This window comes from Teichococcus aerofrigidensis (assembly GCF_054073225.1).
Genome location: NZ_JBSXMU010000008.1, coordinates 36,715 through 57,519, shown reverse-complemented (window position 1 = coordinate 57,519; position 20,805 = coordinate 36,715). Strand labels below are relative to the sequence as shown.

18 protein-coding genes are annotated in these 20,805 nt (G+C 72.0%); 5 read left to right on the top strand and 13 right to left on the bottom strand.

Features of this window, described 5'->3' with window-relative positions:
• Positions 1 to 114: 114 nt before the first annotated feature.
• The 10 genes from ACVMLK_RS03845 to ACVMLK_RS03800 form a co-directional block, all read right to left on the bottom strand.
• The gene (locus ACVMLK_RS03845; protein WP_422925170.1) at positions 115 to 1,710 is read right to left on the bottom strand and encodes an ABC transporter substrate-binding protein; all 1,596 of its coding nucleotides are present in this window, start codon (positions 1,708 to 1,710) and stop codon (positions 115 to 117) included.
• Between the two features lie 62 nt (positions 1,711 to 1,772).
• Positions 1,773 to 2,087 (bottom strand): DUF3325 domain-containing protein, encoded by a 315-nt coding sequence (locus ACVMLK_RS03840; protein WP_457485680.1) that lies wholly within the window; start codon positions 2,085 to 2,087, stop codon positions 1,773 to 1,775.
• Positions 2,084 to 3,646: a PepSY-associated TM helix domain-containing protein gene (locus ACVMLK_RS03835; RefSeq protein WP_422925168.1), complete on the bottom strand. Its 1,563-nt coding sequence runs from the start codon at positions 3,644 to 3,646 to the stop codon at positions 2,084 to 2,086. Before ACVMLK_RS03835 ends, ACVMLK_RS03840 begins: the two co-directional genes overlap by 4 nt.
• Positions 3,643 to 3,975 (bottom strand): DUF3649 domain-containing protein, encoded by a 333-nt coding sequence (locus ACVMLK_RS03830; RefSeq protein ID WP_457485679.1) that lies wholly within the window; start codon positions 3,973 to 3,975, stop codon positions 3,643 to 3,645. Before ACVMLK_RS03830 ends, ACVMLK_RS03835 begins: the two co-directional genes overlap by 4 nt.
• Positions 3,975 to 6,116 carry a TonB-dependent siderophore receptor gene (locus ACVMLK_RS03825; RefSeq protein WP_457485678.1) on the bottom strand — a complete coding sequence of 714 codons (2,142 nt, stop codon included), beginning with the start codon at positions 6,114 to 6,116 and terminating at the stop codon, positions 3,975 to 3,977. Before ACVMLK_RS03825 ends, ACVMLK_RS03830 begins: the two co-directional genes overlap by 1 nt.
• A gap of 309 nt (positions 6,117 to 6,425) precedes the next feature.
• On the bottom strand, positions 6,426 to 7,508 hold the full coding sequence (locus ACVMLK_RS03820) for a sulfate/molybdate ABC transporter ATP-binding protein (RefSeq protein WP_457485677.1): 1,083 nt from the start codon (positions 7,506 to 7,508) through the stop codon (positions 6,426 to 6,428).
• Positions 7,505 to 8,368 carry a sulfate ABC transporter permease subunit CysW gene (gene cysW, locus ACVMLK_RS03815; RefSeq protein WP_422925161.1) on the bottom strand — a complete coding sequence of 288 codons (864 nt, stop codon included), beginning with the start codon at positions 8,366 to 8,368 and terminating at the stop codon, positions 7,505 to 7,507. The genes ACVMLK_RS03820 and cysW overlap by 4 nt, the downstream gene beginning before the upstream one ends.
• Complete coding sequence (cysT, locus tag ACVMLK_RS03810) at positions 8,365 to 9,162, bottom strand: sulfate ABC transporter permease subunit CysT (RefSeq protein ID WP_457485685.1); 798 nt, start codon at positions 9,160 to 9,162, stop codon at positions 8,365 to 8,367. The genes cysW and cysT overlap by 4 nt, the downstream gene beginning before the upstream one ends.
• Positions 9,163 to 9,194: 32 nt before the next feature.
• The gene (locus ACVMLK_RS03805) at positions 9,195 to 10,223 is read right to left on the bottom strand and encodes a sulfate ABC transporter substrate-binding protein (protein ID WP_422925159.1); all 1,029 of its coding nucleotides are present in this window, start codon (positions 10,221 to 10,223) and stop codon (positions 9,195 to 9,197) included.
• 236 nt (positions 10,224 to 10,459) lie between these two features.
• On the bottom strand, positions 10,460 to 11,374 hold the full coding sequence (locus ACVMLK_RS03800; protein WP_198366906.1) for a LysR substrate-binding domain-containing protein: 915 nt from the start codon (positions 11,372 to 11,374) through the stop codon (positions 10,460 to 10,462).
• Positions 11,375 to 11,485: 111 nt separating this feature from the next.
• Between ACVMLK_RS03800 and ACVMLK_RS03795 the strand changes: the two genes are divergently transcribed.
• From ACVMLK_RS03795 to ACVMLK_RS03775, 5 genes are all read left to right on the top strand, one after another.
• Positions 11,486 to 12,982, top strand: a complete 1,497-nt coding sequence (locus ACVMLK_RS03795) for a catalase (protein ID WP_457485676.1) — start codon at positions 11,486 to 11,488, stop codon at positions 12,980 to 12,982.
• A gap of 68 nt (positions 12,983 to 13,050) precedes the next feature.
• Positions 13,051 to 14,028: a hydroxymethylbilane synthase gene (hemC, locus tag ACVMLK_RS03790; protein WP_457485675.1), complete on the top strand. Its 978-nt coding sequence runs from the start codon at positions 13,051 to 13,053 to the stop codon at positions 14,026 to 14,028.
• Positions 14,025 to 15,068, top strand: coding sequence for a ferrochelatase (hemH, locus tag ACVMLK_RS03785; RefSeq protein ID WP_457485674.1), 1,044 nt, complete (start codon positions 14,025 to 14,027; stop codon positions 15,066 to 15,068). The genes hemC and hemH overlap by 4 nt, the downstream gene beginning before the upstream one ends.
• A gap of 68 nt (positions 15,069 to 15,136) precedes the next feature.
• Positions 15,137 to 17,176, top strand: a complete 2,040-nt coding sequence (locus ACVMLK_RS03780) for an NAD(+) synthase (protein ID WP_198366902.1) — start codon at positions 15,137 to 15,139, stop codon at positions 17,174 to 17,176.
• Positions 17,177 to 17,249: 73 nt separating this feature from the next.
• On the top strand, positions 17,250 to 17,861 hold the full coding sequence (locus ACVMLK_RS03775) for a cysteine hydrolase family protein (protein ID WP_232477166.1): 612 nt from the start codon (positions 17,250 to 17,252) through the stop codon (positions 17,859 to 17,861).
• 13 nt (positions 17,862 to 17,874) lie between these two features.
• On the opposite strand, the gene ACVMLK_RS03770 is transcribed toward ACVMLK_RS03775, so the two are convergent.
• The 3 genes from ACVMLK_RS03770 to ACVMLK_RS03760 are packed head-to-tail and all read right to left on the bottom strand — an operon-like array spanning position 17,875 to position 20,799.
• On the bottom strand, positions 17,875 to 19,779 hold the full coding sequence (locus tag ACVMLK_RS03770; protein WP_457485673.1) for a glycoside hydrolase family 15 protein: 1,905 nt from the start codon (positions 19,777 to 19,779) through the stop codon (positions 17,875 to 17,877).
• Entirely contained in the window at positions 19,779 to 20,549 is a 771-nt protein-coding gene (locus ACVMLK_RS03765) for an SDR family oxidoreductase (RefSeq protein WP_457485672.1), read from the bottom strand. The genes ACVMLK_RS03770 and ACVMLK_RS03765 overlap by 1 nt, the downstream gene beginning before the upstream one ends.
• Positions 20,485 to 20,799, bottom strand: coding sequence for an SDR family NAD(P)-dependent oxidoreductase (locus ACVMLK_RS03760; protein ID WP_457485671.1), 315 nt, complete (start codon positions 20,797 to 20,799; stop codon positions 20,485 to 20,487). The genes ACVMLK_RS03765 and ACVMLK_RS03760 overlap by 65 nt, the downstream gene beginning before the upstream one ends.
• Between the last annotated feature and the right edge of the window lie 6 nt (positions 20,800 to 20,805).

Sequence of the window (20,805 nt, the reverse complement as noted above, 5' to 3'; positions counted from 1 at the left end):
AGGGGCGGGGGCCCGCGGGGCCGGGCCGGGCGCGCCGCTGGGCCGGGGGCCACACCGCCAACCGGCCCGCACCCCGGGGCTCCGGCCCCTTCCTCTCCCGATATGTCAGGACGATCAGACGCGCCGCATGTTCCACATGATGGCGAAGCCGGGAACACGGCCCTGGAGGTTCTTGTTGATCGCCGTCATCGACTTGTAGGCGCCGACCGGGATGTAGGGCAGCTCATCCATCGCCACGCGCTGCATCTCCTCGCCGATCCGCTTCTGCGCCGGGAGGTCGGTCGCGAGGAACCACTCGTCGCGGAGCTGCTCCAGGCGCGGCATGTCCGGCCAGCCGACCCAGGCGGCGGCACCGTTGCCGCGCAGCGGGAAATGCGCCGAGGGATCGGCGAAGTCGAAGGAGGAGAAGGAGGTGAGCAGCATGCTCCAGCCGCCCTTGTCCACCGGCTCGCGCGAGGTGCGGCGCTGCACCACCGTGCCCCAGTCGCCGAGTGCGATGTCGGCATTGAACTCGAGGCGCCGCACCAGATCCGCCGCCACCTGGGTCATGGCCGACGGCGCCAGGATGTCGGTGGGCCCGATCAGCCGCATGGGCTGGTTGCCGTAGCCGGCCTCGCGCAGCAGCGCCTTGGCGCGGTCGAGGCTGCGCTCGCCCTTCAGCGGCTCCAGCGCCACCTCGCTCGCCATCGGCGTGCCGGGCGTGAACACGCCCACATTGTCGAAGTAGAGCGACGGCTCGGGCCCGACCACGGCGCTCATGAAATCGGACTGGCTGATGGCGGGCAGCAGCGCCTGGCGGATCTTCTTGTCGTTGAACGGCGCGTGCAGGTGGTTGAAGCGCAGCACACCGACCAGCGGCAACGGGTCGATCGCCTCGATCGAGATCTGCCGGTTGCGTGCCAGCAGCATCTGGATCTCCGGCGGCGGCTGCTCGAACCAGTCGATCTCGCCGGTCTGCAGCGCCGCCGCGGCGGTCGAGGCATCGGTGATGATGTGCCATTCGACGCGGTCGAAATGCGGCACCTTCGGCCCGGCCGTCAGGCTCGGCTGACCGTCCGGCGTCGGGCTGTACTCGGCGTTGCGCTCATAGACGACGAGGCTGCCCGAGTTGAACTCGTCCGCCTTGAAGCGGAACGGGCCGCAGCCCGTGGTGTCGCGGATCTGGGTGAAGGCGTCGGTCTGCGCCAGCCGGGCGGGGACGATGAAGGGCGGGCTGTTGCTCACCTGCGCCAGTGCCGCCTTCAGCATCGGGAAGCGCTGCTTCAGGCGGAAGCGGAAGCGGCGGTCATCCACGACCACCATCTCCTCGACGAACATGGCGAGCTTCTGCCCCATCGGGCTGCGCTTCATCCAGCGCTGCAGGCTCGGCACCGCATCCTGCGCGCGCACCTTCTCGCCGTCATGGAAGCGGGGCCCGTCGCGGAGCGTGACGGTGACGCTGCGGCCCTCATCCTCCTCGACCATCCCTTCCGCCAGCTGTGGCCGGGGAGTGAAGCTGCTGTCCATGCCGTAGAGCGTGTCATGGATCATGTAGGCATGGTTGCGGGTGATGTTCGCCGTCGTCCAGACCGGATCAAGGCTGGTCAGGTTGGCCTGCGGCACGAGCTTCAGCAGGCGCTGCCGGGCCGGCTGGGCGATCGCGAAGCGGCCGGGCGCGGCGGCCACGCCGGCGGCGCCGGCGGCCGCCAGAAGAGTGCGGCGACTGAGCATATCCATCTCCGTTCAGGATCGACCGGCATGGAACAGGAGCGGGGCGGCCTCCGCAACCCCGCTCAGGCCAGCGGCAGCCCGGCCAGGGCCAGCAGCGGCGGCAGGGCCAGCAACCGCGGCGCATAGGGCATCAACAGGACCAGAAGGCCGGCGGCCAGGGTCAGCAGGCCACACCAGAGCACGCTGCCGATACCCCAGCCTGCCGCCAGGACGCAGGGCGGCAGGGACAGGCCGAGCAGCAGCCAGCCCGCCCAGCGCAGGCCGGCCGAGCGGCCCGCCGCCCGGCGGCGGCCGAAGAGGTCGCGCTGGTGGCGGTCCATGGCCAGGCAGAGGCCGGCGAAGCCGGCATAGGCCAGGGCGAAGCTCAGCGGAATCATTCCGCCGGCCTCGCCGCCGGCTTCGCCGCGCCCCGCGCCGCCCGGGGCAGCGGCGCCTTCCGCCGCGCCAGATAGACTGCGCCCCCGAGCATCAGGGCGCCCAGCGCGGCCACGGTCAGCTCCACCGCCGCGACCGTGGCCGGCCCCCGCGTCAGGCTGGCGCCCAGATGGCTCGGCACCGTCAGCGCGCTGGCCACCGGCAGCAGGAGGCCGAGCGCCCCGGCCAGGCTGAGCTGCTCGATCCAGCCGCGCAGACCGGGGCGGCAGAGAGCGTGCAGCAGGCAGAGGCCCCAGAGGATGAAGAACCCGTCCGTTTCCCAGCCCGAGCGTCCCGGCATTTCCGCCGGCAGCAGGCGGTTTAGCCAGAAGAAGCCGGCCATGGCCACCGGCAGCCCCGCCAGGGTGGCGAGGTTTAGCACCTCCACCAGCCGCAGGCCGGGGCCGACGCGGCCCGCCTTGCGGTGCTCCTGTCGCTCCTTGACGGCCCAGAGCAGCACGCCGGTGCCAACCATGGCGGTGCCGGCCAGGCCGGAGAGGAAGAACAGCCAGCGTAGCGCCCCCTCGGCGAAGCGCCCGACATGCAGGCTGTAGAAGGCTCCATGCGTCAGGGCCGTGCCGCTGTCGCGGTCATCCCGATCCAGCAGCGCACCGCTCACGCCATGGAAGACCAGGCTCTGGCGGCTGGCGGCCAGGCGGTCGTCATCGCCGCGATTGATGTCGATGCGCGCTTCCGCATCGCCCGGGTTGCGGATGGTGACCCGCGCGACGCGCCCCCCCTCCCAGAGCCGCGCCGCCTCGGCCAGGATGGGGTCGATCGCCACCAGCGGCGCGGCCTGACCGGAGCGGCGGACCGGCGGCTGGCTGCCGAAGACCTCGGCGGTGAAAGTGCGGGGATCGTCGCGATAGGCGGCCTGCACGCCCCAGGGCATGTAGAGCAGCATCAGCGTGATCAGCCCGGTATAGGTGATCATCAGGTGGTAGGGCAGCGCCAGCACGGCGGTCACGGCATGCGCGTCGAGCCAGGAGCGCTGGCCCTTGCGCGGGCGGAAGGTGAAGAAGTCCGAGAAGATGCGCCGGTGCGTGATGATGCCGCTGACGATGGCGACCAGCATGAACATGGAGCAGAGGCCGACGATCCAGCGCGCCCAGATCGGCGACATGTAGTGCAGGTCGAAATGCAGCCGGAAGAAGAAGTCGCCGCCGCGGGTCTCGCGCGCCTTCAGGGCCTCGCCGCTGACAGGGTCGAGCAGGGCGGTGCGGAAGCCCCGGCCGCTGGCCGTGGGGTCGCGCCAGAAGGCGGAGGCCAGGGACAGGCGGGGATTGGGCAGCGTCAACGTCAGGTCATTGCCGCCGCTCATCCGCAGGGCGGCGTCCAGCACGGGCTGCAGCGAGGCCACCTCGGCCTGCGGCCGATGCAACTCCGGCCGCGCCCAGAACGAGATCTCGGGGCGGAAGTAGCTGGCGGTTCCGGTCAGGAAGATTAGGAACAGCACCCAGCCGACCAGCAGGCCGGACCAGGTGTGCAACCAAGCCATGGATTGCCGGAAGCCGGTCTTCATGGCGCCACCCAGCCTTGCGCCAGGAAGGCGATGCCGGCCAGCAGCGCCGCGGGCAGCAGGATGCCAAGCCAGGCCCGCAGCACGTCACGCGCCGCGAAGACCCAGACCACGGCGCCGCAATAGACAGCGAAGCTGGCCAGCATTCCGGTCAGCACCGCATCGGCCCGCTGCATCGGCAGGGCGAGGGCCGCCGCCGTGGCGGCGAGCGCGGCCAGCGCATAGCCGCCGCCGATGGCGGCGACCACGCGCAGCAGGATACCGAGCTTCCTGCGCCATTCGGCGGCGGGCGGCGCGGCGCGGCGCGCCGCCGTGCTGCCGGATGCGGCCATCAGAAGCGGTAGCGCAGCGAGCCGGTGACGGTGCGGCCATAGCCATACCAGCACCAGGCATAGGACAGGCAGCTCGCCACGTAGCGCGTATCTGCGACGTTCTGGATGTTGACCGCGAGCTGCATGCCGTTCAGGTCGCGGCTGACCTGGCCGAGATCATAGCGCAGCGCGGCGTCGAAGAGGGTCGCGGAATCCACCTTGAAGGTGTTCGCCGGATCGCCCCAGGAGGAGCCGAGGTAGCGCACGCCGCCCGCCACGCCGAGCCCGCCGAAGCGACCCTCCGGCGCGGTATAGTCCAGCCAGGCCGAGGCATTGTGGCGCGGGATGCCGGTCGGCACCTTGCCCTCCTGCCGCACCGTGCCGCCGCTCGCCCGCCCCTCGATGCCGTAGTCGATGCCGACGCTGTTGTTGCTCTTGGTGTATTCCATGTCGAGATAGGAATAGGCGGCGGTCAGGCTCAGGCCCTGCGCCAGCGTCGCCTTGGCCTCCAGCTCGAAACCCCGCGTGCGCACCTCGCCGTTCTGCACGCTGAACTGCGGATTGACCGGATCGGTGCTCAGCACGTTCTCCCGCAGCAGGTCGAAGGCGGCGACGGCGATCGAGAGATTGGTGCCCGGCGGCTGGTAGCGCAGGCCGATCTCGTACTGCCGCCCCGTGGTCGGGTCGAAGGGGTTCAGGTTGCGGTCGGTGCCGGTCTGCGGCTCGAAGCTCTCGGAGTAGCTCACATAGGGCGCGAGGCCGTTCTCGAAGAGATAGACGGCGCCGGCGCGGCCGGTGAAGGCGCTGTCGGTCTGCCGCGAGGTACCGGTCAGGGCGAAGCTGCCGGCGCGCCGGTTCTCCGTCGTGCTGTCCGACCAGTCGATGCGGCCGCCGGCCATCAGCACCAGCTGGCCGATCCGCACCTGATCCTGCAGATAGACGCCGAGCTGGTTCTGCCGCTGGCTGCTGTAGGTGGCGAAGCCGGGCCAGCGGGTGTTCTGGTTGGCATAGACCGGATTGAACAGGCTCTGCCGCAGGACGCCGTTCGGGGTGCGGCCGTTATAGACGTTCGAGCCGGTATAGACGTCGTTGAGCACGCGGAAGTAGTCGAGCCCGGCCAGCAGGGTGTGCCGCGCCGGCCCGGTGTCGAACTTGGCCTGCACCTGGTTGTCCAGGTTGAAGACATCGAGGTCGGCATCCGTGCCGAAGACCGAGCGGATCAGCTGCGTCATGTCGCTGCTGATCGCCGAGCCGTAGAGGCTGCGATACTCGCCCTGCGTGTGCATGTAGCGGAAGTTCTGCCGCACCGTCAGGGTGTCGTTGAAGCGGTGCTCGGCGAGATAGCCGATCTGGTAGTGCTCGCGGTTGCTGCGCTCGAAGTCCCAGTCACCGTCATAGAAGCGCGTGGCGATGCGGCCGTTCGGATTGGGCAGCGCCGAGCCCCAGCCCGGCACGCCGCCATAGGAGCCGGATTCCGGGTCGCGCTGGTAGTGGCCGAGGACGGTGATGGTGGTGTTGCTGGTCGGCCGCCAGGTCAGCGAGGGCGAGAAGAAGTAGCGCCGCTCGCGCACCTCATCGAGTTCGCCGTTGCCCTCGGCGTAGGAGCCGATGAAGCGGCCGAGCCATTCGCCGTTCTCGTCCAGCTTGCCGCCGTAGTCGCCGGCGACCCGCCAGTGCTCGCGCGTGCCGGCCTGCAGCAGCACCTCGCGGATGCGCTCCTCGGTCGGGCGCTTGCTGACGGCGTTGATGATGCCGCCCGGCGGCGTGGTGCCGTAGAGCACCGAGGCCGGGCCGCGCAGCACCTCCAGCCGCTCCAGCCGATAGGCGTCGAGGCTCGGATTGGCGTCGCGGCCGCCGGCGAGGCGCATGCCGTCGAGATACTGGCTCGGCGAGTAGCCGCGGATGGTCATCTGATCGAGGCGCACCGCGGCCGAGCCGCGCGTCTCGGTGACGGCGCCGACCGAGTAGCGCATGATCTGGTTGATGTTCTGCGCGTCGCGCGCGCGGATCTCGTCCGCGGTGATGACCGAGATGGATTGCGGCGTCTCGATCAGCGGCGTGTCGGTCTTGGTCGCGGTCGCGCTGACGCCGGCGACGAAGCCCTGCACCGGGCTGTATCCGCGTTCCACGCCGGCCTGCACGTTCACCTCGGGCAGCTGCACGGCATTGGGCGCCGGCGCGGCGGGAGATTGCGCGGAAGCCGTGAGCGGGCCGCCTGCCAGACCGGTGGCCAGGGCGAGGAGGGAGACGCTTCGTCGGAGAGAGGCTGCGCGACCGCAGGTCATGATGGAGGGCGTGCCTTGATCTGATATTGAGAGTCGCTCGCATATACAGGACGCAAGCATCTCTCAAGGCCGCCCGGCGACGAAAGGTGCGAATTTGTCGCATTCCGAAACACAGCGTGGCGTCACGGGCACAGTCGGCCCGCTGTCACGCGCGGAAGGCTGCCGCCCTTGTGGTAGCGGGGGGTGTCAGGAATAGGCGCGGGCGGTGCGCGGGCGGATCACGCAGGGCCGGCCGGGCTCATACCCGGCGCCGCCCTCGACCTCGATCTCGATCGTCAGCCCCGCCAGATCGACCTCCAGGTGGCGCCGCCCGCCGGCGGGCCGGCTGGCGCGGATGACGGCATTCCCCCCACCCTCCCCTGGCCCCTTCCCTGGCCCCTCCCCTGGCCCCTCCCCGGCGCACCGCACCTCCCACTCATGCGGCCGCACGAAGGCCAGGGCCGCGCCCTCGCGCCGCGGCGCGACCGCCAGGGCCGCGCCCGGCAACGTGCCCAGGCCAGGGTCCTCGAAGCGCAGCGTGCCGCCCTGGAAGCGGGCCGGCAGGCGGGCGGCATGGCCGAGGAAGCCGGCAACGAAGGCATTGGCCGGCCGCTCCAGCAACACCTCGGGCGGGTCGAACTGCGACACCTCCCCGGCCTGCATGACGGCCACCTTGTCGGCCAGCTCCATGGCCTCGTCCTGGTCGTGGGTGACGAAGACGATGGTGATGCCGAGCTGCGCGTGCAGCTCGCGCAGCCAGCGGCGCAACCCCTTGCGCACCTCGGCATCGAGCGCGCCGAAGGGCTCGTCGAGCAGCAGCAGCGGCGGCTCGATGGCCAGGGCGCGGGCCAGCGCCACGCGCTGCCGCTGCCCGCCCGAGATCTGGTCGGGATAGCGCCGCTCCAGCTCCGGGATCTGCACCATCTCCAGCAGGCGCCGCACCCGGCGGCCGATCTCCGCCTCCGGCGGGCGGGCGCGGCGCGGCCGGACGCGCAGGCCGAAGGCGACGTTCTCGAACACCGTCATGTGGCGGAACAGCGCGTAGTTCTGGAACACGAAGCCGATGCCGCGCTCGCGCGCCGGCACCTCCGCCATGTCCCGCCCCTCGATCCGCACCGTGCCCGAATCGGCGAAGTCGAGGCCGGCCAGGATGCGCAGCAGGGTGGTCTTGCCGGAGCCGGAGGGGCCGAGGAGGGCCACGAAGGCCCGCGCCGCGATGGAGAGAGACACGTCCCGGAGCGCCTGCGCCTCGCCGAACCGGCGCGACAGGCCGAGGATCTCGACACTCATGCGGGCGGTCGGCGGAGGCGGGCCAGGTCGCCGGAACGCTCGAGCAGCGCCTTGGCCGCCAGGGTCACGAGCGCCAGCAGGGCCAGCAGCCCGGCCACGGCGAAGGCCCCCACGAACTGGTACTCGTTGTAGAGGATCTCGATATGCAGCGGCATGGTGTTGGTCTCCCCGCGGATATGCCCCGATACCACGGACACCGCGCCGAACTCCCCCATGGCGCGGGCGTTGCAGAGCAGGACGCCGGAGAGCAGGGCCCAGCGGATGTCGGGCAGGGTGACACGCCGGAAGGTCTGCCAGCCCGAGGCGCCGAGCGTCGCCGCCGCCTCCTCCGCCGAGCGCCCCTGCTCCTGCATCAGCGGCACCAGGGTGCGCGCCACGAAGGGGAAGGTGACGAAGATCGTCGCCAGCACCAGCCCCGGCAGGGCGAAGACGATCTGGATGTCGCGCTCCTGCAGCCAGGGGCCGAGCCAGCCCTGCGCGCCGAAGAGCAGCACCCAGACCAGCCCCGAGATCACCGGCGAGACGGAGAAGGGCAGCTCGATCAGCGCCAGCAGCAGGGCACGGCCGGGGAAGTCGAACTTGGCGATGCACCAGGCGGCCGCCAGCCCGCCCAGGGTGTTGACCGGCACGGAGATCGCCGCGATCAGCAGCGTCAGGCGGATCGCGGCGAGGGCGTCGGGGTCGGTGATCGCGGCGACCACCGGCGTCCAGCCGCGGCGCAGCGCCTCCGTCGCCACGGCGAGCAGCGGCAGCAGCAGCAGCAGGCCGAGCACCAGCACGGCCAGCAGGATGGCCAGGCGGCGGACCCAGGGCGCCTCGGCCGCCACCTCGACACGGGGCTCGCCGCCGCGCCGCCTCATGCCGGCCGCCAGAAGCGGCTGGCCAGGTTGAGCACCAGCAGCAGAAGGAAGGACAGGAACAGCATGGCCAGGCCCACCGCCGCCGCGCCGGCGTAATCGAACTGCTCGAGCCGCACCACGATGAGCAGGGGCGCGATCTCGCTGACCATCGGCATGTTGCCGGCGATGAAGATGACGCTGCCATACTCCCCGATCGCCCGCGCCGCGGCCATGGTGAAGCCCGCCAGGAGCGCCGGGGCCAGGGCCGGCAGGATGACGCGCCGAAAGGTCTGCCCGCGGCCGGCGCCGAGGGTCGCCGCCGCCTCCTCCGCCTCGCGCGGCAGGTCGCGCAGCACCGGCTCCACGGTGCGGACCACGAAGGGGAGCCCGACGAAGGCCATGGCCAGCATCACGCCGAGCGGAGTGTAGGCGACCTTCACGCCCAGCGCCGCCAGCGGCGCGCCGAGCCAGCCGTTCGGCGCGTAGAGCGCCGTCAGCGCCAGGCCGGCGACGGCGGTCGGCAGGGCGAAGGGCAGGTCCACCATGCCATCCAGCAGGCGGCGGCCCGGAAAGCGGTAGCGCACCAGAACCCAGGCCGCCAGCAGGCCGATCGGCAGGTTCAGCGCCGCCGCCGCCAGCGCCGCCAGGAAGGAGAGCCGCAGCGCCGCCCAGACACGCGGCTCCGCCAGCGAGGCCCAGATCCCCGCCGGGCCCAGCTCCAGGGGCCGCAGCACCAGCGCCAGGAGCGGGATCAGCACGATCGTCGAGAGCCAGGCGAGGGTCAGGCCGAGACTGAGTCCGAAGCCGGGCAACACCCGGCGCCGCAGGCCGGAGGCGCCCCCGCCCCTCATCGTCCTGGTCGGTAGAGGCGGTCGAACAGGCCGCCATCCTCGAAGTGGTCCGCCTGGGCCTTGCGCCAGCCGCCGAAGAGCGGGTCGTCGATGGTGATCATCTCCAGCTGCGGGAAGCGGTCGCCGGCGGCGGCCAGGGCGGCGGGGTCGCGGGGGCGATAGAAATGCTGCGCCGCCAGGCTCTGGGCCTCGGGCTCGTAGAGCCCCTTCAGGAAGGCCTCGGCCGCGGCGCGGGTGCCGCGCCGGTCCACGTTCCGGTCCACCACCGCGACCGGCGGCTCGGCCAGGATGGAGAAGCCGGGATAGACGATGTCGAACTGCCCGCGGCCGAATTCGGCGAAGGCCAGATGCGCCTCGTTCTCCCAGGCCAGCAGCACATCGCCCTGGCCGCGCTGCACGAAGGTCGTGGTGGAGCCCCGCGCGCCGGTATCGAGCACCGGCACGTTGCGGAACAGCGCGGCGATATAGGTCTCGGCCGCCTGGGGCGAGCCGCCCGGCTGGCGCTGCGCCCAGGCCCAGCCGGCCAGGTAGTTCCAGCGCGCCCCGCCCGAGGTCTTGGGATTGGGGGTGATGACGGCGACGCCCGGCTTCGCCAGATCGCCCCAGTCGCGCAGCCCCTTCGGATTGCCCTTCCGCACCAGGAAGACGATGGTGCTCGTATAGGGGGCGCTGTTCTGCGGCAGGCGGCTCTGCCAGTTGGCGTCGATCAGCCCGCGCTCGGCGATGGCGTCGATGTCATAGGCCAGCGCCAGGGTCACGACATCGGCCTGCAGCCCGTCGATCACCGAGCGGGCCTGCCGGCCCGAGCCGCCGTGCGAGGTGCTGGCGCGGATGGTCTGTCCCGTCCTGCGCTTCCAGTCCTCGACGAAGAGCGCGTTGTAGGCGCGGTAGAATTCGCGTGTCGGGTCATAGGAGACATTGAGCAGCTGCGTCGCGCCCTGGGCGCGCGCGCCGCCGGCCAGGGCCGTGCCGAGCGCCAGGCCGGCTCCGGCGACGCTGCGGCGGGAGACGGGAAATCCCTGCATGATGCTTCTCCTCCGGCGACGGCGGACCAGGCCCGGGCCGGGCACTGGCCGCACAGGATAACAGAGACAGCGCCCGAAGCTGCAAGCGCCTGTCGGAGCTTTGTCCCAAGCGGGGCGTCCGGACTGAATTCCGCTTCCCTGAATCGCCAATTCCCCGCCTGCGGCTGGATCTTGACGTTTTCAGAACGCTATTCGCGCGTCAACACAATTCAATGTGGTGAATTTGACGGCAGGCCCTATGGCGCGGGGGCGGCGTGCCGCAGGAAAGCGGCCAGTTCCCGATAGCTCTCCCGCCGCGGGTCCGTGCGCCGCCAGACCAGGCCGATGCTGCGCCCCACCCGAGCATCGGCCAGCGGCCGCATGGCGATCAGCCCGCCCAGGTCGGCGCCCTCCTGCACCGCCAGTTTCGGCAGCAGGGAGAAGCCCTCCCCGGCCGCGATCATATGGCGCAGCATCTCCAGGCTGCTGGCGAAGCGCTCCTCCCCGTCCGCGCGCGGCAGGCCGCAGAGGGAGAGCGCCTGGTCCCGCAGGCAATGCCCCTCCTCCAGCAGCAGCAGGCCACCGCCCTCGAGATCGGCGAGCGTCACCTCCGGGCGGGACTGCAGGGGATGGCCCTGGGGACAGGCCAGCAGGAAGGGCTCGAAGAACAGCGCCTCGCTGGCCAGACCGGCGGAGGCGACCGGCAGGGCCACCAGGGCGGCATCCAGCTCCCCCTGTTCCAGCGCCCGCACCAGGGCGGCGGTGCGCCCTTCCTGCAGCCGCAGCACCAGTTGCGGAAAGCGGTCGCGCACGGCGCGCAGCACCATCGGCAGGTAGTAGGGGCCGAGGGTGGCGATGGCGCCCAGGCGCAGCGGCCCCGCCAGGGGGGAGGCCTGCTCCTGCGCCAGGTCGAGCAGGCGCCGCGCCTCGCGCATCACCGCGCGCGCCTGGGCCAGCAGCACCGCCCCCTGCGGCGTGACGCCGACGCGGCGGGCCTGCCGCTCGAAGAGCGTGACGCCCAGCATGGCTTCCAGCTTGCGGATCTGTTCGCTGAGGGTAGGCTGACTGACGCCGCAACGATCGGCGGCCTGGCCGAAGTGACGCAGTTCCTCGACGACCACGGCGTATTCCAGGTCGCGCAGGGACAGGCCGGCCAGGGTCTGTGCCGCCATGATCACCCCTTTCGATAGGTTAGGCCTATCGCAACAGAATAGAGGATCGATTTAACCGATCAAGCGGCGACTGGTAGAAGATCCTCACCCCTGCCGAGAGGAAATTCCGGAATGTCCGAAAACCGCAAGCCTCCCACCCTGACCACCACCGCCGGCGCCCCCGTCGCCGACAACCAGAACAGCCTCTCCGCCGGCCCGCGCGGCCCGCTGCTCCTGCAGGACTACCAGCTGATCGAGAAGCTGGCGCACCAGAACCGCGAGCGCATCCCCGAGCGGGTGGTGCATGCCAAGGGCTCCGGCGCCTATGGCACCCTGACCATCACCGGCGACATCAGCCGCTACACCCGCGCCAAGGCGCTGCAGCCCGGCGCGCGGACCGAGGCGCTGCTGCGCTTCTCCACCGTCGCCGGCGAGCGCGGCGCGGCGGACGCCGAGCGCGACGTGCGCGGCTTCGCCCTGAAGTTCTACACCGAGGACGGCAACTGGGACCTGGTGGGCAACAACACCCCGGTCTTCTTCGTCCGCGATCCGCTGAAGTTCCCCGACTTCATCCGCACGCAGAAGCGCCACCCGGCGACCAACCTGCGCTCGCCCACCGCGATGTGGGACTTCTGGTCGCTCTCGCCGGAGAGCCTGCACCAGGTCACGATCCTGTTCAGCGACCGCGGCCTGCCGCAGAGCTACCGGCACGTGAACGGCTATGGCAGCCACACCTACTCGCTCTGGAACGATGCCGGCGAGCGCCACTGGGTGAAGTTCCATTTCAAGACCCAGCAGGGCATCCGGACCTGGACCAACCGGGAGGCCAACGAGGTCATCGCCGAGGACCGCGAGAGCGCCCAGCGCGATCTCTACGAGGCCATCGAGCGCGGCGACTTCCCGCGCTGGACGGTGCAGGTGCAGATCATGCCGGAGCTGGACGCCGAGAAGACGCCCTACAATCCCTTCGACGTGACCAAGGTCTGGCCGCATGCCGACTATCCGCCGATCGACATCGGCGTGCTGGAGCTGAACCGCAACGCCAGGCACTATTTCGCGGAGATCGAGCAGTCCTCCTTCTCGCCCTCCAACATCGTGCCCGGCATCGGCTTCTCGCCGGACAAGATGCTGCAGGGCCGCATCTTCGCCTATGCCGACGCGCACCGCTACCGCGTCGGCACGCATTACGAGGCGCTGCCGGTCAACAAGCCGAAGGCGCAGGTCAACAGCTACCATGCCGATGGCGCCATGCGCTTCGACGCGCCGGTGGGCACGGACCACTACTACGAGCCCAACTCCTTCGACGGCCCGGTGCAGGACCCCGGCGTGAAGGAGCCGCCGCTGCGGATCTCGGGCGACGCCGACCACTACGACCACCGCGCCGGCAATGACGACTACACCCAGGCCGGCAACCTGTTCCGGCTGATGAACGCCGAGCAGAAGCGGCAGCTCTTCGAGAACATCGCCGGCGCGATGCAGGGCGTGCCCCGCTTCATCATCGACCGCCAGCTCGGGCATTTCCGCCGGGCGGACCCCGCCTATGCCGCCGGTGTCGAGGAGGCCATCAAGCGGGTCCATACCGCCCCGGCCTCGGCGCCGACCACCGCGGCCGACGTCGCCGCCGGATAAGGCTCCGGCCATCAGGAGGCCGGGCGCCGCGCCCGGCCTCCCCCTTCCCTCCCCGAGAGACTTCCCCGATGTCCGCCGTCCTTGACACCGCGCCGCCCCCGCTGGCGCGCCCGCGCCCGGCCGCCCTGCTGGCCGGGACGCGACAGAGCCCCCTCGCCCTGGCCCAGACCCAGCTCGTCCTGGAGGCGCTGGCGGCGGCCGGCGGCGCGGAGCCTGCCCTGGCCGTCCCGATCGGCACCACCGGCGACCGTGAGGCCCGCCGCCTGGCGGATCTCGGTGGCAAGGGCCTCTTCGCCAAGGAGATCCACGAGGCGCTGCTCGACCGGCGGATCGACTTCGCCGTGCACAGCCTGAAGGACCTGGAGACCGAGCTGCCGCCCGGCATCGCCATCGCCGCCGTGCTGCCGCGCGCCGATGTGCGCGACGCGCTGGTGCTGGCCCCCTCCTGCCCGCCCGAGGAACACCGCCTGCCGCTGCCTTTCCTGCCCGTCGGCGCCCGCATCGGCACCGCCTCGGCGCGCCGCGTGGCGCAGCTGCGCGCCCTGCGCCCCGACCTGCGCTTCGGGCTGCTGCGCGGCAATGTGCAGACGCGGCTGGCGCGGCTGGAACAGGGCGACTTCGCCGCCGCGCCCCTGGCGCTGGCCGGCCTGGACCGGCTGCGCCTGCGGCACCGCGCCAGCCTGGTGCTCGAGCCGGAGGTGATGCTGCCCGCCGCCGGCCAGGGCATCGTGGCCATCACCGCGCGGGCCGGCGACCATGCCACCCGGCTGCGGCTGGCCGCCATCGACGATGCCGCAGCGCGGCTCGCGATGACCGCGGAACGGGCCCTGCTGACCGGGCTCGAGGGTTCCTGCCGCACGCCGATCGGCGCCCATGCCCGCCTGCTGCCGGGCGGCAGGCTGCGGCTGGACGGGCTGGTGGCGCGGGAGGATGGTGGCTTCCTGCTGCGCCGCCATATCGAAGGCGCGCCGGCCGAGGCCGCCCGCATGGGCGCCGCCCTGGCCGCCGAGCTGCGGCGCCTGAGCCCGGGAGACCTTCTCGCATGACCCGCCAGCCCCCCGGCGGCGCCTCCTTCTCCGCCCCCGGCATCGGCGTGCTGCTGGTCAATCTCGGCACGCCCGATTCCACGGGCTACCGGGACATGCGCCGCTATCTGTCCGAGTTCCTGTCGGACCGGAGGGTGATCGAGAACAACCCCCTCCTCTGGCAGCCCTTGCTGCAGGGGGTCATCCTGACCACCCGCCCCTTCCGCAGCGGCGCCGCCTACCGCCGCATCTGGAACACGGCGCGCGACGAATCCCCCCTGCGCACCCATACCCGCGCCCAGGCGGCCCTGCTGCAATCGGCGCTGCTGCGGGATTGCGGGCAAGCGCCCGTCATCGACTGGGCCATGCGCTACGGCCGCCCCTCCATCGCCGAGCGGCTCTCGGCGCTGCGGGACCTGGGCTGCGACCGCATCCTGGTCGTGCCGCTCTATCCGCAGTACAGCGCCACCACGACGGCGACGGTGAACGACGACGTCTTCCGCGCCCTGATGCGGATGCGGCACCAGCCGGCGCTGCGCATCGCCCCCTCCTTCCCCGACCACCCGCTCTACATCGCGGCGCTGGCGGAGAGCCTGCGCGGGACCCTGGCCGGCCTGCCGCGGCAGCCGGAGCGCATCCTCGCCTCCTTCCACGGCCTGCCGGAACGCTACGTCGCCTCCGGCGACCCCTATCGCGCCGAATGCGAACGGACCATGGCGGCGCTGCGCGCGGCGCTCGGCCTCTCCGAGGCGGAGATGCCGCTCACCTTCCAGTCGCGCTTCGGGCGCGAACCGTGGCTGCAACCCTATACCGCCGAGACGGTGGTCGGCATGGCAAGGCAGGGGCTGCGTCACCTCGCCGTCATCACGCCCGGCTTCCTGTCCGACTGCATCGAGACGCTGGACGAGATCGGCCATGAGCTGCGCGACGAGTTCCTCGCCGCCGGCGGCGAAAGCCTGACGCTGATCCCCTGCCTGAATGACGGGCCGGGCGCCATCCGCCTGCTCGCGGCCATCGTCGCGCGGGAGACCTCCGGCTGGGGAGAAGTCCAGCCCCGCTGAGGGCGGCCTCCGGCGGAATTCATCCCGCCGGGCTTGCCGGGCGGCCGGACCGGGCGCAATTCTCCATCATGGAGTTCCATGCCCTCTACCGCCACGGCTTCGCCCGGGTGGCCGCCTGCACCACCCGCTGCCACCTGGCCGATCCGGCCCGCAATGCCGAGGCCATCCTGGCGGCGGCGCGGCGCTGCGATGCCGAGGGCGTGGCGCTCGCCGTCTTTCCCGAGCTGAGCCTGTCGGGCTACGCCATCGACGACCTGCTGCTGCAGGACACGCTGCTCGACGCGGTGGAGGCAGCGGTCGCGGAGCTGCTGGCGGCGACGGCGGCGATGCGCCCGCTGCTGCTGGTGGGCGCGCCGCTGCGCCATCGGGGCCGGCTGTACAATTGCGCCCTGGCCCTGCAGCGCGGCCGCCTGCTGGGTGTGGTGCCGAAGGTGCATCTGCCGAACTACCGCGAGTTCTACGAGCGCCGCCACTTCGCCGCCGGCGAGGGCACCGAGGGCGGGCACATCCGGCTCGCCGGGCAGGAAGCGCCCTTCGGCCCCGACCAGATCTTCCGCGCCGACGACCTGCCGGACCTCGCCATCCACGCCGAGATCTGCGAGGACGTCTGGGTGCCGGTGCCGCCCTCCAGCCAGGCGGCCCTGGCCGGCGCGCTGGTGCTCGCCAACCTCTCGGCCAGCAACATCACCGTGGGCAAGGCCGACACCCGCCGGCTGCTGGCGCAGGCGCAGTCGGCGCGCTGTCTCGCCGCCTATCTCTACGCCGCCGCCGGGGCGGGGGAATCCACCACCGATCTCGCCTGGGACGGGCAGGTCTCGATCTTCGAGAACGGCGCCATCCTGGCCGAGAGCGACCGCTTCCCCGAGGCCGACCAGATCGTCACCGCCGACATCGACCTCGACCTGCTGCGCCAGGAGCGCGCCCGCCAGGGCAGCTTCGACGACAACCGCCGCCGCCTGGCTCCCGCCTTCCGCGAGATCGGCTTCCGCCTCGACCCGCCCACCGGCGACATCGGCTTCCGCCGCGCGCTGGAGCGCTTCCCCTTCGTGCCCGCCAATCCGGAGCGGCTGCACCAGGACTGCTACGAGGCCTACAACATCCAGGTCTCCGGCCTGGTGCAGCGGCTGCGCGCCACGGGCAACGGCAAGCTCGTCATCGGCGTCTCCGGCGGGCTCGATTCGACCCAGGCGCTGATCGTCGCCGCGCGGGCCATGGACCTGATGCAGCGGCCGCGCACGGAGATCATCGGCTATACCCTGCCCGGTTTCGGCACCTCGGCCGGCACCAAGACCAACGCGCACCGGTTGATGGCGGCGCTCGGCATCGATGCCCGCGAGCTCGACATCCGCCCGGCGGCGCGGCAGATGCTGAGCGACCTCGGCCATCCCTTCGCCGCCGGCGAGCCGGTCTATGACGTCACCTTCGAGAACGTCCAGGCCGGGCTGCGCACCGACTACCTGTTCCGCGCCGCCAACCACGCCGGCGGCATGGTGCTCGGCACCGGCGATCTCTCCGAGCTGGCGCTCGGCTGGTGCACCTATGGCGTCGGCGACCAGATGTCGCACTACAATGTCAATGCCGGCGTGCCGAAGACGCTGATCCAGCACCTGATCCGCTGGGTGGCCGCCTCGGGGCAGTTCGAGGCGGAGGTGAACGAGACGCTGCTCTCGGTGCTGGATACCGAGATCTCGCCCGAGCTGATCCCGGCCGATGCCGAGACCCAGGCGCTGCAGAGCACCGAGGCCAGGATCGGCCCCTATGCGCTGCAGGACTTCAACCTGTTCTACACGCTGCGCTACGGGTTCCGCCCTTCCAAGATCGCCTTCCTGGCGTTGCAGGCCTGGGGCGATGCCGCCGCCGGCCGCTGGCCGCCCGGCTTTCCCGAGGCGCGGCGGCAGCATTACGACCTGCCGACCATCCGCCGCTGGTTGGAGGTCTTCCTGCAACGCTTCTTCGGCTTCAGCCAGTTCAAGCGCTCGGCCATGCCGAACGGGCCGAAGGTGGTGGCCGGCGGCTCGCTCTCGCCGCGCGGCGACTGGCGCGCGCCCTCCGACGGCAATGCCCGCGCCTGGCTGGAGGAGCTGCGCCGCAACGTGCCCGGCGACTGACACCGGCGCGCCGCCCTGCATCCCTCGCGCTCCTGGCTCATTCTTCACTCCGGGACAACGGGAGAAGGACGCCATGAGCAAGAAACCAGGTCTGCGCCAGGGCCCGCTCTCGGAGCGGTGCCTGCATCTCTGCATCGACATGCAGCGCCTCTTCGGACTGGGCTCGCCCTGGCACACGCCCTGGATGGAACGGGTCCTGCCGGTGGTCGAGCGGCTGGTGGCGGCACATCCGGACCGCACGGTCTTCACCCGCTTCATCCCGGCCCGGCGCCCGGGCGAGGGGCACGGCACCTGGAAGCGCTATTACGAGAGCTGGTCGGAGATGACGCTGGAGGCACTGCCGCCCGGCCAGACCGAGTTGCTGCCCGAGCTGGCGCGCTTCGCACCGCCGGCGCGGGTGCTGGACAAGACCGTCTACTCGCCCTGGCTGGATGGCGCGCTCGACCGGCTGCTGCAGGAGCGCGAGGCGGACACGCTGATCATCAGCGGCGCCGAGACGGATGTCTGCGTGCTGGCCGCCGTGCTCGGCGCGGTCGATCGTGGCTACCGGGTGGTGGTGCCGATGGACGCCATCTGCTCCTCCTCCGACCGCACGCATGACGCGCTGCTGACCCTCTACAACGAGCGCTACGGCCAGCAGATCGAGACGGCAGACAGCGAGGAGATCCTGCGCGCCTGGGCCTGAGGGACGGGCGGCCTCACGCCTCCGGCGCGCCGCCGGGGGGATGGCGGGGGGGCAGGCTGGGCGCGAGGCGGTTGCGGGTCTCGCGCAGCGCGCGGTCCGCATAGCTGCCGCGCACCGCCTCCCGGCCCCCGGCCTCGTAGAGATCCAGCACCAGGGCGCTGTGGATCAGGCCGAGATGGCTGAAAGCCTGCGGGAAGTTGCCGAGGAACTCGCCCGCCTCGCCGATTTCCTCGGCATAGAGGCCGACATCGTTGGCCATCGCCACCAGGGCGGCGAAGCGCTCCCGCGCCTCCCGCTCGCGGCCGAGCGCCAGCAGCGCGTCGACCAGCCAGAAGGCGCAAAGGAGGAAGGTTCCCTCGTGCCCCGGCAGCCCGTCCTCGGTCTTGTAGCGATAGACCAGCGGGCCGTGCCCCAGCCGCGCGATCACGGCATCGACGGTGCGCTCCAGCACCGCGTCATCCAGCGGGAAGCCGAGCATCGGCGCCAGCAGCAGCGCCGCGTCCACGTCCTCGCCGCCCATGACCTGCGTGAGATGGCCGCGCACCGGATGCACGCCCTCGCGCCGGATCGCCTCCTCGATCGCCTGCCGCTCGCGCAGCCAGTGCTCGCGCGCTCCTAAGCAGCGGATGGCGCGGTCCAGTGCCACCCAGTTCATCAGCGCGGCATGGACGTAGTGCTGTTCCGGCTGGCGCGGCTCCCACAGCCCCGCATCCGGCTCGCGCCACTCCCGGGCCACGAGGTCGGCCAGGGCGATGGCGGTGTCGCGCAGCGGGCCTTCCACCGCGCCGCCGATGCTGTGGTGGAAATGGATCAGGTCCAGCACCTGGCCATAGACGTCGAGCTGGTGCTGCTCCGCCGCCTCGTTGCCGTTGCGCACCGGGCGGCTGCCGCGATAGCCCTCGAAATGCGCCACCTCCTCCTCTGCCATCCCCCGGCTGCCGGTGATGTCGAAGAGCGGCGGCAGGCGCCCGTTCTCGCCGCGGCAAAGGCCGAGGACGAAGTCGAGGAAGGCCTGCGCCTCCCGCACCTGGCCGTGCTTCTTCAGGGCATAGAAGGCCAGGCAGGAATCGCGCAGCCAGCAGAAGCGGTAGTCCCAGTTGCGAATGCCGCCGACCTCCTCCGGCAGCGAGGTGGTGGCGGCGGCCACCATGGCGCCGGTCGGGCTGTAGGTCAGGCCCTTCAGCACCAGGGCACTGCGCTCCACCATCTCGCGCCAGGGGCCGGCATAGGTGGCGCCGCGCGACCACTCGCCCCAGCGTCGGGCCGCCTCATCCAGCAGGGCCTGGAAGCCGGGCAGCTCCTGCGTCGCGCTGGCGGCATCGCCCAACAGGAAGTGGCGCGCCGCCCCGGCGGCCAGGGTGAAGCGGGCCAGGGCGGCCTCTCCGGCCGGGGAGAACTCCACATCCGTCGCCAGGGAAGGACCCTCCGCCATATCGACCAGGCCGGGCGTCAGGCGCAGCGCCGGGAAGGCCGTGGCGAAGCCCGCCAGGGGCTGATGGCGCGCCACCATCACGACCTCGCCGACGAGGCCCTCGACGCGGCGCAGCAGCCGGTCCGGTCCCTGCCCGGAGGGCGGGCCGGCGACCAGGGCATCGGTCAGCAGCACCTCGCCCCGCGCCGTCCGGAAGCGGGTCTCCAGGATCATGGTGCCGGGGCGGTAGGCGCGCGTGACCGTGCAGGCCTCGGCCGGCCGGACCTGGAAGAAGCCGCCGCGGCGGCGGTCGAGCAGGCGCGAGAAGACCGGCTCGGCATCGAAGCGCGGCAGCGCCGCCCAGTCGATCGAGCCATCGCGCGCGACCAGCGCGCTGCCATGGCCGTCGCCCAGGAAGGCGTAATCCGCGATCGGCCGGTAGTCGCGCCCCGCCGGCTCGGCCTCGCCCTCCAGCGCCGGCAGAGCCAGCGGCTCGGAAGGCCGCATCAGCCGCGCCTCCGGCCCAGCGCGAGACCGACGCCGCAGGCCAGGGCCAGGGCCGCGCCGCCGGCCAGCGCCCGCGCCGCCCCGCCCGAGAGCCGCCGCGCCCGGTCCGTGGCCTCGGCGGCAGAGGGGCCGTCCAGCCGGTCGAAGACGGCGCGCGGCTCGAAGAGATTCCCCGCCGCCTGGGCCGGGCGCGGCGGCGCGGCCGGATCCATCTGCCCGGAGGGCGCGGCGCGGGCCAGGTAGCGGTCGGCGAGGCCCGGCATCAGGGGCCCGAGCAGCGCCATCAGCCCCGCGCCGCCGAGCCAGTGCTCACGGCCGCCATGGATCAGCGCCGCCTCGATGGCGCGGGCCGCCGCCTCGGGCGTCACCGCGCGGCCCATCGGACGGGGGCGGTGCGGCAAGCGCGCCCGGGCCCAGGCGAATTGCGGGGTGTTGACCGCCGGCAGGTGCACCTCGGTCACGCTGATCCGGCTGCCTTCCTGCCGCAGCTCGGCGCGGAGCGAATCCGTGAAGCCCTGGATGGCATGCTTGGCGCCGCTATAGGCGCCCTGCAGCGGAATGCCGTGATAGGCCAGCGCCGAGCCGACCTGGAGGATACGGCCGGGCCGGTTCCGCCCCCGCATCCGCCGCAGGGCCGCCATGGTGCCGTGGACATAGCCCAGGTAGCAGACCTCGGTGACGCGGCGGAACTCCTCCGGGCTGACGTCATGGATCGGGGCGTAGAGCGTGACCATGGCGTTGTTGATCCAGGCGTCGATCGGGCCGAGCACGCGCTCGGCCCCCCCCCGCGGCCCCCTCGCCCGCCGCCGCCTCGACCGCCGCGGCATCGGCCACGTCGCAGGGCAGCGGCAGGGCCTCGGCGCCCAGGGCCCGGACCTCGCGGGCCAGCGCCTCCAGGGGCTCGGCGCCGCGCGCGATCAGGCCGATATGCCAGCCGGCCCGCGCCAGGCGCAGCACCGTGGCCCGGCCCACCCCGGCCGAAGCCCCCGTGACCACCGCCACCCGGTCCCTGTTGCGCATGCCGGC

Bases quoted from the DNA above. Each gene is read 5' to 3' on its own strand.
- ACVMLK_RS03845 (WP_422925170.1), bottom strand. From the start codon at position 1,710: ATGCTCAGTCGCCGCACTCTTCTGGCGGCCGCCGGCGCCGCCGGCGTG.
- ACVMLK_RS03840 (WP_457485680.1), bottom strand. From the start codon at position 2,087: ATGATTCCGCTGAGCTTCGCCCTGGCCTATGCCGGCTTCGCCGGCCTC.
- ACVMLK_RS03835 (WP_422925168.1), bottom strand. From the start codon at position 3,646: ATGAAGACCGGCTTCCGGCAATCCATGGCTTGGTTGCACACCTGGTCC.
- ACVMLK_RS03830 (WP_457485679.1), bottom strand. From the start codon at position 3,975: ATGGCCGCATCCGGCAGCACGGCGGCGCGCCGCGCCGCGCCGCCCGCC.
- ACVMLK_RS03820 (WP_457485677.1), bottom strand. From the start codon at position 7,508: ATGAGTGTCGAGATCCTCGGCCTGTCGCGCCGGTTCGGCGAGGCGCAG.
- cysW (WP_422925161.1), bottom strand. From the start codon at position 8,368: ATGAGGCGGCGCGGCGGCGAGCCCCGTGTCGAGGTGGCGGCCGAGGCG.
- ACVMLK_RS03805 (WP_422925159.1), bottom strand. From the start codon at position 10,223: ATGCAGGGATTTCCCGTCTCCCGCCGCAGCGTCGCCGGAGCCGGCCTG.
- ACVMLK_RS03800 (WP_198366906.1), bottom strand. From the start codon at position 11,374: ATGGCGGCACAGACCCTGGCCGGCCTGTCCCTGCGCGACCTGGAATAC.
- ACVMLK_RS03795 (WP_457485676.1), top strand. From the start codon at position 11,486: ATGTCCGAAAACCGCAAGCCTCCCACCCTGACCACCACCGCCGGCGCC.
- hemC (WP_457485675.1), top strand. From the start codon at position 13,051: ATGTCCGCCGTCCTTGACACCGCGCCGCCCCCGCTGGCGCGCCCGCGC.
- hemH (WP_457485674.1), top strand. From the start codon at position 14,025: ATGACCCGCCAGCCCCCCGGCGGCGCCTCCTTCTCCGCCCCCGGCATC.
- ACVMLK_RS03780 (WP_198366902.1), top strand. From the start codon at position 15,137: ATGGAGTTCCATGCCCTCTACCGCCACGGCTTCGCCCGGGTGGCCGCC.
- ACVMLK_RS03775 (WP_232477166.1), top strand. From the start codon at position 17,250: ATGAGCAAGAAACCAGGTCTGCGCCAGGGCCCGCTCTCGGAGCGGTGC.
- ACVMLK_RS03770 (WP_457485673.1), bottom strand. From the start codon at position 19,779: ATGCGGCCTTCCGAGCCGCTGGCTCTGCCGGCGCTGGAGGGCGAGGCC.
- ACVMLK_RS03760 (WP_457485671.1), bottom strand. From the start codon at position 20,799: ATGCGCAACAGGGACCGGGTGGCGGTGGTCACGGGGGCTTCGGCCGGG.